This window comes from Nevskia sp., assembly GCF_021732705.1.
GTDB lineage: Bacteria > Pseudomonadota > Gammaproteobacteria > Nevskiales > Nevskiaceae > Nevskia.
In genome coordinates this window covers 24729-39141 of record NZ_JAKFUM010000003.1, presented here as the reverse complement: position 1 = coordinate 39141, position 14413 = coordinate 24729, and the positions used below count along the sequence as shown (strand labels likewise).

Genomic DNA, 14413 nt, shown 5'->3' with positions numbered 1-14413 from the left:
CGCGGTCAGCCCGGCTTCGGCCGGGTGCGGCGCGTCCGGTTCAGCCCTTCGCCTTGGCCAGCCGTCCGGTCGACAGCACGATGATGCTGCGGCCCTGCGACTGCACCACGCCGTCTTCCTCGAGCTTCTTCAGCACGCGTCCGGCCATTTCGCGCGAACAGCCGACGATGCGGGCGATTTCCTGACGGCTGACCTTCACCAGCGTGCCGCGCGGGTGCTGCTTGGCGTCCGGCTGGGCAGCCAGTTCCATCAGGGTGCGGGCCAGGCGGCCGGCGACATCGACAAAGGTCAGGTCGCGCAGGCGTCCGGACGTGTCGCGCAGGCGCGCGGCAAGCTGGCCGGCGACTTCGAACATGATGTCCGGCTGTTCGCGGACGAAGGCCCGGAACGCGGTGTAGCTGACTTCGGCCAGCAGGGTCGCGGTGCGCGTGCGGACCAGCGCGGTGCGGACCTGCTGATCCGGGAACAGACCCATCTCCCCAAAAAAGTCGCCGGCGTTGAGATAGGCCAGCACCATTTCGCGGCCGTCCTCGTCCTCGACCAGCACGCTGACGGAGCCCGACACGATCAGGAACAGCGACTGCGGTTCGGCCCCGGCATGGACGATGGTCTGCTTCGGCGGGTAGCCGCGCTTGTGCGCGATGTTGATGAAGGCCTGCACGGCGGCTTTTTCGAGCACTGCGATCCCCCTGTCAGTCATGCCGCGCCAGCTTGTCTTGCGGCTGCGGCGTAAGATTCCGGCCGAAAATATCACAGCTCGCCGACACCCCGGGGAATCCCATGAAAGCAACAGTCCAGTGGCACGAGAACGCGGTTTTCATAGCCGAAAGTGGCAGTGGTCATGCCATTGTCGTCGACGGTCCGGCCGAGATCGGCGGACGCAATCTCGGGCCGAGACCGATGGAGCTGATGCTGATGTCGGTCGGCTCTTGCTCCGCGGTCGACATCGTCCAGATCCTGAAGAAGGCGCGGCAGCCGGTGTCGGGCTGCGAAGTCCGCGTCGACGGCGAACGGGCCGAAACCGATCCGAAGGTGTTCACCAAGATACACCTGCACTTCGTCATCAGCGGCAAGGGCTTGTCGGACAATCACGTCAAGCGCGCGGTGCAGCTGTCGGCCGAGAAGTACTGCTCGGCGTCGATCATGCTCGGCAAGGCCGCCGAGATCACGCACGGCTACGAAGTGCGCGATCCCGAAGCGGCAAGCTGAGGAAACGCGGCGGCTTTTGGCGATCCCGCGGAAAGCGCACGCCGGCAGGCACTCAAGCCGGGCAAAAGCGCGGCTTTTCGCCGCTTTCGCTGCGCTTCTCCGCGGCTGACGCCACCATGCCAAAGACGCCGCAGCACGATGTGGCAGCGAGCTTGTCGGGCATCGCGAGCACGGGATTTTCGATCAGCGGCGGCGGCTGTCTTCCAGCGGTCACGAACTTCGGCGAAATTTGATGGATAATGTCGCCCCTTCGCGATTCGGCGACGGGTTTGATTGGCGATTCGCCCAACCGGGAGATGCACGTTGGCAAAGCCCACGAACAATCCGAAACTCAAGCTGCTCGGGTTCAACAACCTGACCAAGTCGTTGAGCTTCAACATCTACGACATCTGCTACGCCCGCAACGCGCAGCAGCAGCAGGAGTACATCGAATACATCGATGAGGCCTACAACGCCGAGCGCCTGACCACGATCCTGACCGAGGTCGCGCACATCATCGGCGCCAACATCCTGAACGTGGCCCGCCAGGACTACGATCCGCAGGGCGCGTCGGTGACGATGCTGATTTCCGAAGGCCATCTCGACGGCCTGCCGACGCCGGCCGCGCACAAGGATTCGGTCGTGGCGCATCTCGACAAGAGCCACATCACGGTGCACACGTATCCGGAAACGCATCCGGACGCCGGCATCTCGACCTTCCGCGCCGACATCGACGTCTCGACCTGCGGCAAGATTTCGCCGCTGAAGGCCCTGAACTACCTGATCAAGAGCTTCGAGTCGGACATCGTGATCTGCGACTACCGCGTGCGCGGCTTCACCCGCAACGTGCGCGGCATGAAGCACTACATCGACCACACGATCGACTCGATCCAGAACTTCCTGTCGCGCGAAGTGAAGGACAAGTACGACATGGTCGACGTCAACGTCTATCAGGAAAACATCTTCCACACGAAGATGCGCCTGAAGCAGCTCGATCTCGACACCTACCTGTTCGGCGAAGGCGTTTCCGAACTGCCGCCGCGCGAAGCCAAGCGCATTCGCGAGCGCGTCGATCACGAGATCATGGAAATCTTTTACGGACGCAATATCCAGCGCTGAGCGTTTTTCGCGCTGCCGACGCCTCCCGAAGCCCGCCTCTGGCGGGCTTTTTCATGGCCGAAAATGCTTTCCAAATGGCCGCTTGCGTATCCAAGCTCGACGAATGGCCACGATTCCCGCCCGAATCGCCAAAACACCCGCGTAGAACTAATTAACTGCCTCGACCGAAATTCGACAGGCAAACTGTTACAAACTGTAAAACCGGTTGCCTTCCGCGGTGAGACCGACGTTCTGACCGCCTCGCGGCCTGCCTGCCCGACCACTGCCGATCGAAGCTCGACATTCGACATTGCCGTGAACCGCCCGCACTGGATGCCTATCAGCCTGCCGCTGGAACGCCGCTATTCGGTGGCGGACGTCCGGGCGGACTGGCGTGCGGATTTCGAGGTCGACTGCTATCGCAGCGCCATCGCGCACGCGCGACGGCTGTTTCTCGTGGCCACCCTGCTGAACGCCGTCGCGCTGGTGGCCTATGACCTGCCGTTGTTCCTGAACGGCCTGCACGACACGCATCCGCGATATTTCGACCTGCTGGTCTGGCGCATCGTCAACATGACGACGGTGGGTGCGTATCTGCTGGTCTCGGCCCGGCTGAATGCATCGATCGGCAACCTTCCGCAACTGCGCAATCTGAGCTGGATCGCGATCGTGCTCGCGATAGGCCTCGGCGCCTGGCACGCGATCCTGAGCCAGCGCGGCGTGGTCGATTTCTCGATCTACACGATGGTCCTGTTCTTCGTCGCCGTGCTGATGGTGACGCCGGGCCGCGGGCGGATCTGGGTCTATCCGATCGGCCTGATCGCACTGCTGACCGGCGTGGCGCTGGTGCAGAGCGACAAGCTCGTGGCGTCCGCGGTATCGGTCAATGCCCTGTGCGTGACCGTCTGCGCGATGTTCGCCAGTCAGGTCTCGCACGTCGCCGCGATCCGCAATTTCGTGCTGCGCCGCACGCTGGACGAAGAACGCTGCGGCGCCGATCAGCTGTTGCGCAAGATCATGCCCGACAGCATTGCCGACCGGCTCAAGCACGGCGATCAGCATGTCGTGGAGTTCCACGACGAGGTGACCGTGCTGTTTGCCGATGTCGTCGGCTTCACCAAGCTGGCGTCGGAACTGGAACCGAGCCGGCTGATCAACCTGCTCGAAACGCTGTTCAAGGCCTTCGACGATCTGGCCGACGACTTCGGCGTCGAGAAAATCAAGACCGTCGGCGATGCCTACATGGCGGCGGCCGGCGTGCCGGAAGCCGTGCCCGACCACGCCGAACGCGTGGCGCGGATGGCGCTGGCGATGATGGCGACCTGCGAGCGCATCGGCGCGGAATCCGCGATGCCGCTGTACCTGCGCGTCGGCATCGCCACCGGGCCGGCCATCAGCGGCGTCATCGCGCAGAAGAAGTTCGCGTACGACCTCTGGGGCGATACGGTGAACACCGCCAGCCGCATGGAAACCAGCGGCGTCGTCGGCCGCATCCACGTCACCGAGCAGGTGCGGACGCGCCTGAGCCATCGCTTCCACTTCGAATTGCGCGGCAGCCTCGACGTCAAGGGCAAGGGCGCGATGCCGAGCTTCTTCCTGATCGGCGATCAGACCGCCGTCGCGGCCTGAACCGGCACGGCGACATCACCAGTACGACCACTGGCGCGTCGCGATCACGTAGATCGCCAGCAGCAGATTGGTGGTCAGATGCGCAGCGATGGCATCACGCAGCCCGCCACCCCGGTAGCGCATCACCGCGTACGCAAGCCCGGCCATCGTGCCGGCCAGCCACTGGCCGTGCAGCGCCCCGAAGGCGAGCGACGACACGATCACGGCCACGCCGCTGAATCGCGGCCGGACCTTCACATCCGGCGTCTGCCGCGACAGCAGGCCGAGCAGATAGCCGCGGAACGCGAGTTCCTCGGCGATCGGCACCGTGATGACGGCGCCGATGACGCGCAGCGCCAGCCAGCCGAGCGCCAGCAGCGGCGGCACCCCTGCAAACTGTGCTTCGAACTGCTGGCTGTGTGCGGCATCGGGCTCGACCAGCGCGATCCAGCCGGCAAACACCAGCCCGCCGGTCAGCAGCGCCTCCGCTGCCGGCCAGCCCTTGCCGAGCGCCAGCACCGGGCGCAACTGCGGCCAGCACAACGCCAGCACCACGGCCACCGCCAGCACCCGCAGCGGGTACAGCCAGACGATGACGCCGGACGCGGCACCGGTCAGCAGGGTCGCCGCGATCAGCACCAGCATCGGCAGCAGCAGTGCGCTCTCGCCGTCGAGCGTCCAGCCGAGTCGCGGCATCGGATCGCGCGCAGCATCGCGGCGCAGCACGACGCCTCGATGCACGAGGCCGATCAGCGCAAGGCAGCCGAGCACCATCGCGATCGATCCGGCATTGGTGTGGAAGCCGTTGACCGCGACCTCCGGTGACACTTCGACGCCCAGGATCACCAGCACCACGATCCGGATCACGTTCAGCGACAGGCTGACGACGACACCCAGCGGCAGCAGCGCCAGCAGCAGCGCGCGTGGCAGTTCGCGTCGGAACAGATAGCCGTAGGCGGCGAGCACGCTCAGGGTCAGGCTGACGCCGAGATAGCCGGAACAGACATCGGTGATCAGCACGCGGAAATCGGCCACCGCCAGCAACTGGCTGGCAGGTTCGACCTGCACGTCCGGATAGCGCAGCCGCAGCAGCGCCGCGCAGGCCTGCAGGGTCAGGCTGGCGAGCAGCGGCACGGCGATCCACGCGCGATAGATCAGCGTGATCAGCACTCCGGCGGCCAGCACCGACACGGCGGCCTGCGACAGCACGGCGCGCTCCTGCTGCCAGAGCCGGTGCCAGTAACTGCCGGGTGCCAGCAGCCACAGGCTGGCAATGCCGCAGGCCACCACCGCCACCATCCACAGCAGCAGCAATGGCCAGCCAAGAACGTGCACGCCAACCGGATCGTGGTACAGCGGCCAGACAAGCGCGTAGCAGGTCAGGCACAAGGCGATCTGCAGCAGCCACGGCGCGGGGCCGCGGTCGGCGCCGCCGGCGTGCTGCAGAGCCTGCCAATGCCCGGCCAGCCGCGGACGCGCCAGCACCAGTGCCGTCAGCGCGCCGAGCAGCAGCGCGCCGAAGCCGGTCTGGCGATTGCGCAGCGGCCAGGTCCAGTCGAGCGCGGGATCGGCGAACGCGGCCGGGGTGGTGAAGCCGCGAACGGCGATGAAGGCTTCGATCGCGAACAGCGCCAGCATCAGCCACGCGCGCCGCGATGGTGCCGGAGCGTCCAGACCGGCCCTATCGGCCAGACCAGCCCGATCGGTCTCATGCGGCCGATCGGTCGCGACGGTCTCGGCAGTCGCTTCGCGTGCCTCGACCAGGTGCACGGCCGTGGGTCCGCGAAAGGCCGGCACCGTGTTCGGCGCCGGCCGGGTTCAGACCGCCGGACTGGCGGGCTTGCGGCGGCGCGAGCGCTGCAGCAGCGCGATGCCGCCACCCGCGAGTGCCAGCGCGAGCGCGCCGGAAGCGCCGTCGATTTCCGGTGCCGACACCGTGGGCGCCGGTGCGGCCGGTGGTGGCGTTGGCGTCACTGCAGGCGCCGGCGGCGGACATCTGCCGATGAAACCCAGAATGCAGATGGCATGCGCATTGGCCATCGGGGCGGCAAGCAGCGCGGCAGCAATCACTCGTTTCATCGGCCACTCCTGTGTCCTTCGATCCACTGCCGACGACGGATATCGTCGCGCAGTCTTTACCTCGCTCAATGCCGAGTTGACATTTATGGATCGTTGATGCGAGCGACAGTAGCGGGTCCCAGTCGCCCCGTCATGGGCTGGTATTGCCTATATCCGGAAAGCCGGGCCGGCAATCGAGACCGGCGTCACCGATGCGGGCGTTCGCGCAACCACTTGGTCGCGATCCATTTTTCGCCGGCCAGCACCGGCGCGCCGGCATGCAGCGTGCGGGTCGCGGGGTCCGGGCGGCCATAGCTGAAGAACACCGCATTGCCGCGGATTGGCGTCACCGACAGGCCGAGTTCCGGAAAAACGGTGGCGCCGCCGGCGTCCGGTGCCCGGAGATAGATGATCAGCGTGCCGACGCGCTGGCCGCCGCGCTGCAGGAGCGTCGCCGTGCCCGGGGCATCGGGCTCGAAGTAGTCGTGATGCGGCTGATACTCCGCGCCGGGCCCGTAGCGCAGCGTCTGCAGGCCTTCGCCGTGATCGACCGGCCAGCGCAGCAGGGCCGCGATCCGCGCCTCGATCCGCTCGACCAGCGCGCTGTGGCCGCGCTCGAACGCCACGCCCTCGCTGGTGCGCAGCTCGCTGTGGCGGTGGCCGCCGCTGTCGACATCGACCACCGGCGAGCGCTGCAGCCAGGGCCGCGACGCCGCGATCAGCGCCGAGCATTCGCGGCCGCTGAGCAGGCCGCCGAAGACCACGACCTGCGGCGACTGCAGGCGTGCCAGCACGCGGACGCGGCGGTCGAACGCCGTGATGACCGGCGGATCGCCGTCGAGATCGGGCCCCGGCAGGTGGGCCGGCGCGATCACCGTCTCCTCGTCCAGCTGCCGCGGCAGATCGGCGAAATCGCCACCGAGCGTGGCCGACAGCGCCGCCAGACTCTGGGCATCGGCCCAGCCGGACGCTCGCAGCGCATGCAGCAGCGCCGCCGGCTGTGCGCCGCCCTCGCTTTCGGCCTGGATCCAGGCCCGCACGGCGGCTGGAATGCCTGCGCTCATGTCGATCCTCCGATCGCGCGTTCCTCACGCCCCGGCTTGTGCCGCGCGCGCTGCTTCCGCGATGCAGCGCTTGTGCGCGGTCATCGCCCCCGCATGGTCATGCTCGAATCGATCGTGCTCCGCAGGCAGGCGATCGCGCAATGGCGCGTGCCGCCGGGCTGCGCTCAGCGCCGCGAGCGCGCCAGCCGGATGCCGCTGAACTGCCAGCGCGTCGCCGGCGGAAAGAAGTTGCGGTAGCTCGGCCGGACGTGGCCCTGCGGCGTGGCGCAGGAGCCGCCGCGCAGGATCATCTGATTGATCATGAACTTGCCGTTGTATTCGCCCACGGCACCGGCCGCCGGCGCAAAGCCCGGATACGGCAGGTAGGCGCTCTGCGTCCATTCCCAGACATCGCCGAACATCTGCGCCAGCCCGGCAACCGCGGCCGCGGGCTGCGGCGCGAAGTGGCCGTCGTCGAGGTGGCTGCCATCGCCGTGCGGCGAACCGCTGACGGTCTGCGCCGCGATTTCCCATTCGGCTTCGGTGGCCAGCCGCGCCCCGGCCCAGCGGGCATAGGCTTCGGCCTCGTAATAGCTGACATGGCAGACCGACGCGTTCGCCGCGCGCGGCTGGCGACCGGCCAGCGTGTAGTGCCAGCCGTCGCCGAGCCCGTCGTTCAGCCATGGATCGAGCCAGTACAGCGGCGCGCGCCAGTCCTGCGCCTGCACGGCGTCCCAGCCATCGGACAGCCACAGTTCCGGCCGGCGGTAGCCGCCATCGGCGATGAACGCGGCGAACTCCTCATTGGTGACGAGCCGCGAGCCGAGTTCGAAGGCCTCGGCGAACACGCGATGGCGCGGCGTCTCGTTGTCGAACGCGAAGCCGTCGCCGTCGTGGCCAATCTCGTGGATGGCGGCGTCGAAGCCGATCCAGCGCAACGGCACCGTCTCGCTGGTCGAAGCCGCGCGCGCCGGCCGATAGACCGGATGCTGCGGATTGCGCGAGAAATGGTGCTTGAGATCCGTGACGATCAGTTCCTGATGCTGCTGCTCGTGATGCAGGCCGAGCGTGATGACGTCTCGCGCCGCTGCTGTCACGCGATCGGACGCGAGCAGCGCCGCCATCCGGACATCGACGATCTCGCGGTAGCGCAGCACCTCGTCCAGCGTCGGCCGCGTCATCAGGCCGCGCTCGGCCCGCGGCGCGCGTTCGCCGATGCCGACGTAGTACGAGTTGAACAGCACGCGATAAGCCGAATCGACCGGCCGATACTGCGGATCACCCGCCGCCAGCACGAAGGTCTCGAAGAACCAGGTGGTGTGCGCCAGATGCCACTTCACCGGGCTGGCGTCCGCCATCGACTGGATCTGGCAGTCCTCCGGCGTCAGGCCGTCCGCCAGCGCCCGGCTCTGGGCGCGGACGCGCGCGTAGGCGTGCGCCAGCGACGGCTGCGGCGTCATCCGGCGGCCGCGAGACAGACCGCGAAACGCTGCTCCGCGTCCTGCCAGATGCGCACGTCGGTGAACCCGGCGGCTTCCAGCAGCGCGGTGAAGCGGGCCGGCGTGTACTTGTACGAATACTCGGTGACGATGTGCTCGCCGGCCGCGAAATCGCGCTCGGCGCGGTCCGGCACGGTGAAGCGCACGGTCTGATCGCGGGTGGCGACGAGATGCATCTCGACCCGGCTTTCCTCGCGGTTGAACACGGCGCGATGGGCGAACGCGCGCGGATCGAAATCGGCACCCAGCACGCGATTGGCGACGCGCAGCAGGTTGCGGTTGAACGCGGCCGTGACCCCGAGCGCATCGTCGTAGGCCGCGACCAGGCGCGCGTCGTCGCTTTCGCAGTCGACGCCGATCAGCAGCGTGCCGAGGCCACCGTGACCGGCGCCGAGCAGCCGGATCGCCTTCAGCAGCGCCAGCGCGCGGTCCGGCGGGAAGTTGCCGATCGACGAGCCGGGGTAGAAGAACAGCGGCGGCGCGTCCGGCGTTTCCGCCAGCAGCGGCGCCAGCGCCAGCGGCCGGGTCAGATCGGCGACGACGCCGATCGCCTCGATGCGCGGATAGGCCTCGGCAATGCGGGCGACCGCCGGACGCAGCCAGGCATCGGCGATGTCGACGCCGATGTAGCGGCGCGCCGGCACTGCGGCCAGCCATTCGCGCGATTTCGCGGCATCGCCGGCGCCGAGATCGACCCACTGCAGGCCGCGCGGCAGTTCCCGCGCGATCTCGGCGCGGTACTGCCGGAAGATCGCGGCTTCGGTGCCGGTCGGGTGGTATTCGTCGAGGTGACAGATCGCATCGAACAGGGCACTGCCCTGCGCGTCGTAGAAGAATTTCGGATCGGTCCGGGCCTGCCCGGCCAGCAGGCCGGCGAGCAGGCGCGCGGCATCCTCGGCCGCGTTGATCGCATGCAGTTCCAGCAGGCGCGGGCCCCCGGCCGTTGCGGCGCGCGGGCGCGCGGCAGCCGGAATATCGTCGACAAAATCGCCGCGCACGGCGCTTGCAGCCTGTTTCGACACGGTTCTTCGTTCCTTCGTGAGCGCGGCAGGCGAATGGCCCGGCGGCAGCGGTCCGGTTTAGACGCGGTAGGCGCCGAACTTCATGAGCCTGGAAATGCCGTGCATGACCCGGCGCACCGGCTGCGGCATCGGCGCGGCACCGGCTTCGGCCGCTTCCTCGCTGTGACGGGCTTCATCGAGCTTCATCGCTTCGACGATCGCGCGCGAGCGGCGATCCTGCCGCGGCAGCTGGCCCAGATGCTCGTTCAGGTGATCGACGACCTGGCGCTCGGTTTCCTCGACGAAGCCGAGGCTGGCGCGATCACCGACCAGACCGGCCGCGGCACCGATGACGAACGAGCCGGCGTACCACAGCGGGCTGAGCTTGCTGGGACCATCGCCCAGTTCGCGCAGGCGAGCGTCGCACCACTGCAGGTGGTCACGCTCCTCGGCGGCGGCGCGCAGCAGGTGGGCGCGCACGTCGGCATCGCGCGCCACCAGCGCCTGACCGCGGTACAGCGCCTGGGCCGACACTTCGCCCGCATGGTTCACGCGCATCAGCCCGGCTGCGTGCCGGCGCTCGCGTTCGTCGAGCGGCGCTTCGGCGACTCTTTCGGCCGGATAACGGCTCGTGGTCGGCGCCGGTGCGAGCGGCGCGAGCGAGCGCTTCGACAGCCGGTCCAGCCCCTGACCAAGCTTCATCAGCCACTCGTCGGCCGGGGTGTAATCGCGCCGCGAACCGGCGCGGCGTGCAGCGATGGAAGACGTTGCCATTTGTGGCGCCTCAAGGTTTTTCCTATTCTGCGGGGGTTCGCCGCCCCGCGCCATCCAGCGACCGGGCCTGCCCGTCTGTCGTTCCACGGAATCCATCATGAAATCTCGCTCCCTCACCCGGCTGGCGCTGGCGTTTGGCGCGTTCGCGTCGTGCGTCGCGTTCGCCCAGCCGACGGCGTCGGCACCCGCCGACTACAGTCTGCCGGGACCGGTCACCGCGGCGATCGCCAGCATCGATCGCGATCACATCAAGAGCCATGTCCGCTTCCTCGCCAGCGATCTGCTCGAAGGCCGCGGTACCGGCAGCCGCGGCGGCGACATCGCGGCGCAGTACATCGCCGCCCAGTTCTCGCTGCTCGGCCTGAAACCCGCCGGCGACAGTGGCACGTACCTGCAGAAGGTTCGGTTCGCCGGCACGCAGACGCTCGACAGCACCCGCTTCGGCTTCGCACCGACCACCGGCGACGCAATTCCGCTGAAGCTGCTCGACGACTACGTGGTGTCGAACCACACGCTGACCGAATCGGTCACGGTCGATGCGCCGGTGGTGTTCGTCGGCTACGGCATCGAGGCGCCCGAGTACCAGTGGGATGATTACAAGGGCGTCGATGTTCGCGGCAAGGTGGTGATGATCATCGTCAACGAGCCGCCGTCGAACGACGTGAAGCTGTTCAAGGGCGAGGCGCTGACCTACTACGGCCGCTGGAGCTACAAGTACGAGCAGGCGGCGCGCAAGGGCGCGGTCGGCGCTGTGATCATCCATCGCGATGATCTCGCCAGCTATCCGTGGCAGGTGGTGAAAAGCTCGTGGAGCAACGAGGCCGTGGCGCTGGCCGACGATCCGCGGCCGAAGCTCAAGGCCGCGTCGTGGATCCAGCTCAGTGTCGCCAAGCTGCTGCTGTCGCTGGCCGGCCGCGATCTCGACGAGACGATCAAGCTGGCCGGCACGCGCGAGTTCAAGGCCTTCGACCTGCCGCTGCGGCTGACCGCGAGCATCGACAGCCGCGTGCGTCGCTTCGAGTCGAACAACGTCATCGCGATGCTGCCCGGTACCGACAAGGGCCCGCCGAAGCAGGCGGTGCTGTACAGCGCGCACTACGACCACCTCGGCATCGTGCCGGACATGCCGGGAGACAACATCTACAACGGCGCGATCGACAACGCGTCCGGCGTCGGTCTGGTGCTGGAGATGGCGCGGGCCTGGTCGTCGATGAAGGATCGTCCGCCGCATCCGGTGATCTTCACCGCGGTCACCGCCGAGGAAAAGGGCCTGCTCGGCTCGAAGTTTCTGGGCGAGCATCTGCCGCTGCCGGCGGCGCAGATCGCGCTGAACCTGAACTTCGACAGCTACGCGCCGTTCGGTGCGCCGGAAAGCGTGAAGATGCTCGGCGCCGAGCGCCTGAGTTTCTACCCGACGGTGGAGAAGACCGCGAAGGCCTTCCGCCTGTCGATCGAGCCGGATTCCCGCCCGCTGGCCGGCAGCTACTACCGCTCGGATCACTTCAGCATGGCTCGCGTCGGCGTGCCGGCGTTCTCGGTCAGCCTCGGCGACAAGTTCGTCGGCCAGACCCGCGAATGGGGTCTGGAGCAGTCGCGCGAATACACGGCGAAGAACTATCACCAGCCAAGCGACGAGTTCCGCGAGGATCTCGATTTCACCAGCGGCGCCGAGATGGCGCGCTTCGGCATGGCGCTCGGCTGGCAGGCGCTGACCGCGCCGGCTGCGATCAGCTGGCTGCCGGGCGACGAGTTCGAGGCCGTGCGCCTGAAGAGCGAGCGCGCCCCCTGATGTCGGAAACGCTGCTGCCGCTGCGCCGCTGCCCGCCCGGGACTGCCTGACGCATGGCCTACTGGCTGCTGTTCTTCCTGATCACGATCGCCGCGCTCGCGTGGCTGCGCGCGAGCATCCGCACGACGAGCCTCGTGTTCGGGTCGGTCACGCTGTTCTACGGCCTGTTCGGGCAGTCGTGGCTGGTGTTCCTGCTGCTGCTGATCGTCGGTGTCGTCGTGCTGCTGCCGCTGAACCTGCCGGTGCTGCGCCAGGAATGGATTTCCCGGCCGCTGTTCGGCGGCTTCAAGCGGGTGCTGGCGCGGCTCGATGAGCGGCAACTGGCCGCGCTGTCGGCCGCCGGCACCGGCTGGGAGGCGGAGCTGTTCGACGGCCAGCCGAACTGGACCCGCTTTCACGAGGACTACAGCGCCCGCCTGACGCCGGACGAGCGCGCGCTGCTCGAAGGGCCGGTCGCCGAGTTCTGCAGCCGTTACGCCCGCGATCCCGGCACGCCGACCGCCAGCGCCCGGCTGCGCGCCTACGGCCTGCACGGGCTGTCGATCCAGAGCCTGCACGGCGGCCGCGGCGTGTCCGCGCTCGGGCAGGCGGCAGCGCTCGGCTGGCTCAGTGCCGGCGCCGGCAGCGCGCTGGCGCGCAAGGTCGGCTCGTCGTCACGGCTGTCGTGGATCGAGGCGCTGCAGCGCTACGGCACGCCGGCCCAGCAGAGCCGGTGGCTTGGCCTGCTCGCCGATGGTGCGGTGCTGCAGAGCATCGAGACCGGCATCGCCGGTGACGCCGTGGTCGAGGCCCCGGACGGCGATGCCGCCAGCGAAGGCCCGGTGCTGCGCGTCGATCTCGACATCCGCCTGCAGGACGACGCCGAGATCGTCGGCGTCTGCGTCGACGTGCGCGACCCGAGCGGCCGGCTCGGCCCCGGCGCGCTCGGCGCCACCTGGCTGCTGCTGCCGGCGGCCGATCTCAAGGCCGGCCAGCGCGGCCTGCGCGTGCCGTTCGAGGCCGTGCTCGGCGGCCGCGAACACATCGGCCGCGGCGCCCGCAACGGCTCGGAAAGCCGCTCGGTGGCCGATGCCATCGCGCCGATCGCCATCCATGCCGGCAGCACCACCGCGCTGGCGCTGGCCGCCGGCAGCGCGGCGAAGCTGCGCGTGCCGTTCGGCGAATCGCTCAGCGACCGGGCGCTGGCCGAAGCGCCACTGGCCACGCTCGCCGCCGTCGCCTATTCGGCGCAGGCGCTGAGCAACGCGACGGCGCGCGCCGTCGATCTCGGCGAAAAGCCGTTCGCCGCGGCGGCGTTCGCCCGCACCCTGCGTCTGACCCAGAGCCGCGAATGCGCCGCCGCCGCGCGCGATCTCGGGCTCGATCACAGCGTGCTGGCCAAGCTCATCGCCGATCTCGACATCCCGGCCGACGACGATCTCGAACCGACTCTGCTGGCGCGTCCGGACGTCTACAGCGCCTGCGTGCTGCGCAGCCACGGCGCGTTCATGCAGGCGCTGGCGGCGGCCAACGCACCGAACCCGGCAGAAGCGCTGACCCGCTTCGACGACGCGCTGTGGACGCACGTCGGGCACCTGTTCGGCACCGGTGCGCAGGCGCTGGCGCTGGGCCTGACCGCCGGCAGCTCGCTGTTCGGCAGCAATACGCTGGAAAGCCGGATGATGCGGCGGATCAACCGCTACAGCGCCGCGCTCGCGTTTGCCGCCGATGTCAGCCTGAGCCTGCTCGCGACCGAACTCGGCTCGAAGCAGACCTACACCGCGCTGCGCGGCCTGCGCGAGCTGTCGCGCCGCAGCCTGACCACCTGGCTCGGCGACGCGCTGGCCCAGCTCTATCTGGCCAGTGTCGCGCTGCGCCAGTTCGACGAAGGCGGTGCCCACGCCGACGAGCGCGCGACGCTGACCCTGATCTGCACCGATGCCTTCAGCGCCTGCGAGGAAGCGCTCGACAAGCTGCTGCGGCACCTGTCGTCGCCGACGCTGGCATGGCTGACCCGGCGGGTGATCCTGCCGCTCGGCCACAGCCGTCGCGCGCCGGCCGAGATGACCCAGCGCACGGTCGCGGCGCAGCTGCAGAACGACGGCCGGCTGCGCGAGCGCCTCGGCAGCCGGGCCGGACTGCCGGCCGATGCCAGCCCGTGGCCGCTGGTCGACACCGCGCTGCGGCTCGGCCGCGAAGCCGAGGCGATCGAGGCGCGCGCCGCCGCCGCCAATCGCCAGCGGCCGCCGCGCTTTGCCCCGGCGCGGATCGAGCAGGCGCAGATGCTCGGCGCGATCGACGATGCCGAAGCCGCCGCGCTGCACGCCTGGCTGGCCGCCGTCGGCCGCGTCCAGACCACGCCAACGGCCTGAATTC

Annotated in this window: 13 protein-coding genes; 5 read left to right on the top strand and 8 right to left on the bottom strand. The window is 68.6% G+C overall.

Annotated elements, in window-relative coordinates:
• Nucleotides 1–40 precede the first annotated feature (40 nt).
• Nucleotides 41–700 (bottom strand): cAMP-activated global transcriptional regulator CRP, encoded by a 660-nt coding sequence (gene crp, locus QZ951_RS02560; protein ID WP_292998236.1) that lies wholly within the window; start codon nucleotides 698–700, stop codon nucleotides 41–43.
• 80 nt (nucleotides 701–780) lie between these two features.
• Between crp and QZ951_RS02555 the strand changes: the two genes are divergently transcribed.
• Entirely contained in the window at nucleotides 781–1209 is a 429-nt protein-coding gene (locus tag QZ951_RS02555; protein ID WP_292998235.1) for an OsmC family protein, read from the top strand.
• 52 nt (nucleotides 1210–1261) lie between these two features.
• Here QZ951_RS02555 and QZ951_RS02550 read toward each other — a convergent pair whose 3' ends face one another.
• Nucleotides 1262–1498: a hypothetical protein gene (locus QZ951_RS02550; protein WP_292998233.1), complete on the bottom strand. Its 237-nt coding sequence runs from the start codon at nucleotides 1496–1498 to the stop codon at nucleotides 1262–1264.
• A 14-nt stretch (nucleotides 1499–1512) separates the two neighbouring features.
• On the opposite strand from QZ951_RS02550, the gene speD reads away from it, so the two are divergent.
• Both speD and QZ951_RS02540 read left to right on the top strand, forming a co-directional pair.
• Nucleotides 1513–2307: an adenosylmethionine decarboxylase gene (speD, locus tag QZ951_RS02545; protein ID WP_292998231.1), complete on the top strand. Its 795-nt coding sequence runs from the start codon at nucleotides 1513–1515 to the stop codon at nucleotides 2305–2307.
• Between the two features lie 312 nt (nucleotides 2308–2619).
• On the top strand, nucleotides 2620–3915 hold the full coding sequence (locus QZ951_RS02540; protein WP_292998229.1) for an adenylate/guanylate cyclase domain-containing protein: 1296 nt from the start codon (nucleotides 2620–2622) through the stop codon (nucleotides 3913–3915).
• A gap of 15 nt (nucleotides 3916–3930) precedes the next feature.
• Here the strand turns inward: QZ951_RS02540 and xrtE are convergent, their stop codons facing one another.
• From xrtE to coq7, 6 genes are all read right to left on the bottom strand, one after another.
• On the bottom strand, nucleotides 3931–5664 hold the full coding sequence (xrtE, locus tag QZ951_RS02535; protein WP_292998227.1) for an exosortase E/protease, VPEID-CTERM system: 1734 nt from the start codon (nucleotides 5662–5664) through the stop codon (nucleotides 3931–3933).
• A 48-nt stretch (nucleotides 5665–5712) separates the two neighbouring features.
• Nucleotides 5713–5973 carry a hypothetical protein gene (locus tag QZ951_RS02530; RefSeq protein WP_292998225.1) on the bottom strand — a complete coding sequence of 87 codons (261 nt, stop codon included), beginning with the start codon at nucleotides 5971–5973 and terminating at the stop codon, nucleotides 5713–5715.
• A 185-nt stretch (nucleotides 5974–6158) separates the two neighbouring features.
• On the bottom strand, nucleotides 6159–7016 hold the full coding sequence (locus tag QZ951_RS02525; RefSeq protein WP_292998223.1) for a 2OG-Fe(II) oxygenase: 858 nt from the start codon (nucleotides 7014–7016) through the stop codon (nucleotides 6159–6161).
• A 164-nt stretch (nucleotides 7017–7180) separates the two neighbouring features.
• Nucleotides 7181–8455 (bottom strand): ergothioneine biosynthesis protein EgtB, encoded by a 1275-nt coding sequence (egtB, locus tag QZ951_RS02520; RefSeq protein WP_292998221.1) that lies wholly within the window; start codon nucleotides 8453–8455, stop codon nucleotides 7181–7183.
• On the bottom strand, nucleotides 8452–9516 hold the full coding sequence (gene egtD / locus QZ951_RS02515; RefSeq protein ID WP_292998219.1) for an L-histidine N(alpha)-methyltransferase: 1065 nt from the start codon (nucleotides 9514–9516) through the stop codon (nucleotides 8452–8454). Before egtD ends, egtB begins: the two co-directional genes overlap by 4 nt.
• Before the next feature lie 57 nt (nucleotides 9517–9573).
• On the bottom strand, nucleotides 9574–10269 hold the full coding sequence (coq7, locus tag QZ951_RS02510) for a 2-polyprenyl-3-methyl-6-methoxy-1,4-benzoquinone monooxygenase (RefSeq protein WP_292998217.1): 696 nt from the start codon (nucleotides 10267–10269) through the stop codon (nucleotides 9574–9576).
• Nucleotides 10270–10366: 97 nt separating this feature from the next.
• Between coq7 and QZ951_RS02505 the strand changes: the two genes are divergently transcribed.
• Both QZ951_RS02505 and QZ951_RS02500 read left to right on the top strand, forming a co-directional pair.
• Nucleotides 10367–12058 (top strand): M28 family peptidase, encoded by a 1692-nt coding sequence (locus QZ951_RS02505; protein WP_292998215.1) that lies wholly within the window; start codon nucleotides 10367–10369, stop codon nucleotides 12056–12058.
• 53 nt (nucleotides 12059–12111) lie between these two features.
• Nucleotides 12112–14409, top strand: coding sequence for an acyl-CoA dehydrogenase domain-containing protein (locus QZ951_RS02500; RefSeq protein ID WP_292998213.1), 2298 nt, complete (start codon nucleotides 12112–12114; stop codon nucleotides 14407–14409).
• Nucleotides 14410–14413 lie beyond the last annotated feature (4 nt).

Bases quoted from the DNA above. Each gene is read 5' to 3' on its own strand.
- crp (WP_292998236.1), bottom strand. From the start codon at position 700: ATGACTGACAGGGGGATCGCAGTGCTCGAAAAAGCCGCCGTGCAGGCC.
- QZ951_RS02555 (WP_292998235.1), top strand. From the start codon at position 781: ATGAAAGCAACAGTCCAGTGGCACGAGAACGCGGTTTTCATAGCCGAA.
- QZ951_RS02540 (WP_292998229.1), top strand. From the start codon at position 2,620: ATGCCTATCAGCCTGCCGCTGGAACGCCGCTATTCGGTGGCGGACGTC.
- QZ951_RS02530 (WP_292998225.1), bottom strand. From the start codon at position 5,973: ATGAAACGAGTGATTGCTGCCGCGCTGCTTGCCGCCCCGATGGCCAAT.
- QZ951_RS02525 (WP_292998223.1), bottom strand. From the start codon at position 7,016: ATGAGCGCAGGCATTCCAGCCGCCGTGCGGGCCTGGATCCAGGCCGAA.
- egtB (WP_292998221.1), bottom strand. From the start codon at position 8,455: ATGACGCCGCAGCCGTCGCTGGCGCACGCCTACGCGCGCGTCCGCGCC.
- coq7 (WP_292998217.1), bottom strand. From the start codon at position 10,269: ATGGCAACGTCTTCCATCGCTGCACGCCGCGCCGGTTCGCGGCGCGAT.
- QZ951_RS02505 (WP_292998215.1), top strand. From the start codon at position 10,367: ATGAAATCTCGCTCCCTCACCCGGCTGGCGCTGGCGTTTGGCGCGTTC.
- QZ951_RS02500 (WP_292998213.1), top strand. From the start codon at position 12,112: ATGGCCTACTGGCTGCTGTTCTTCCTGATCACGATCGCCGCGCTCGCG.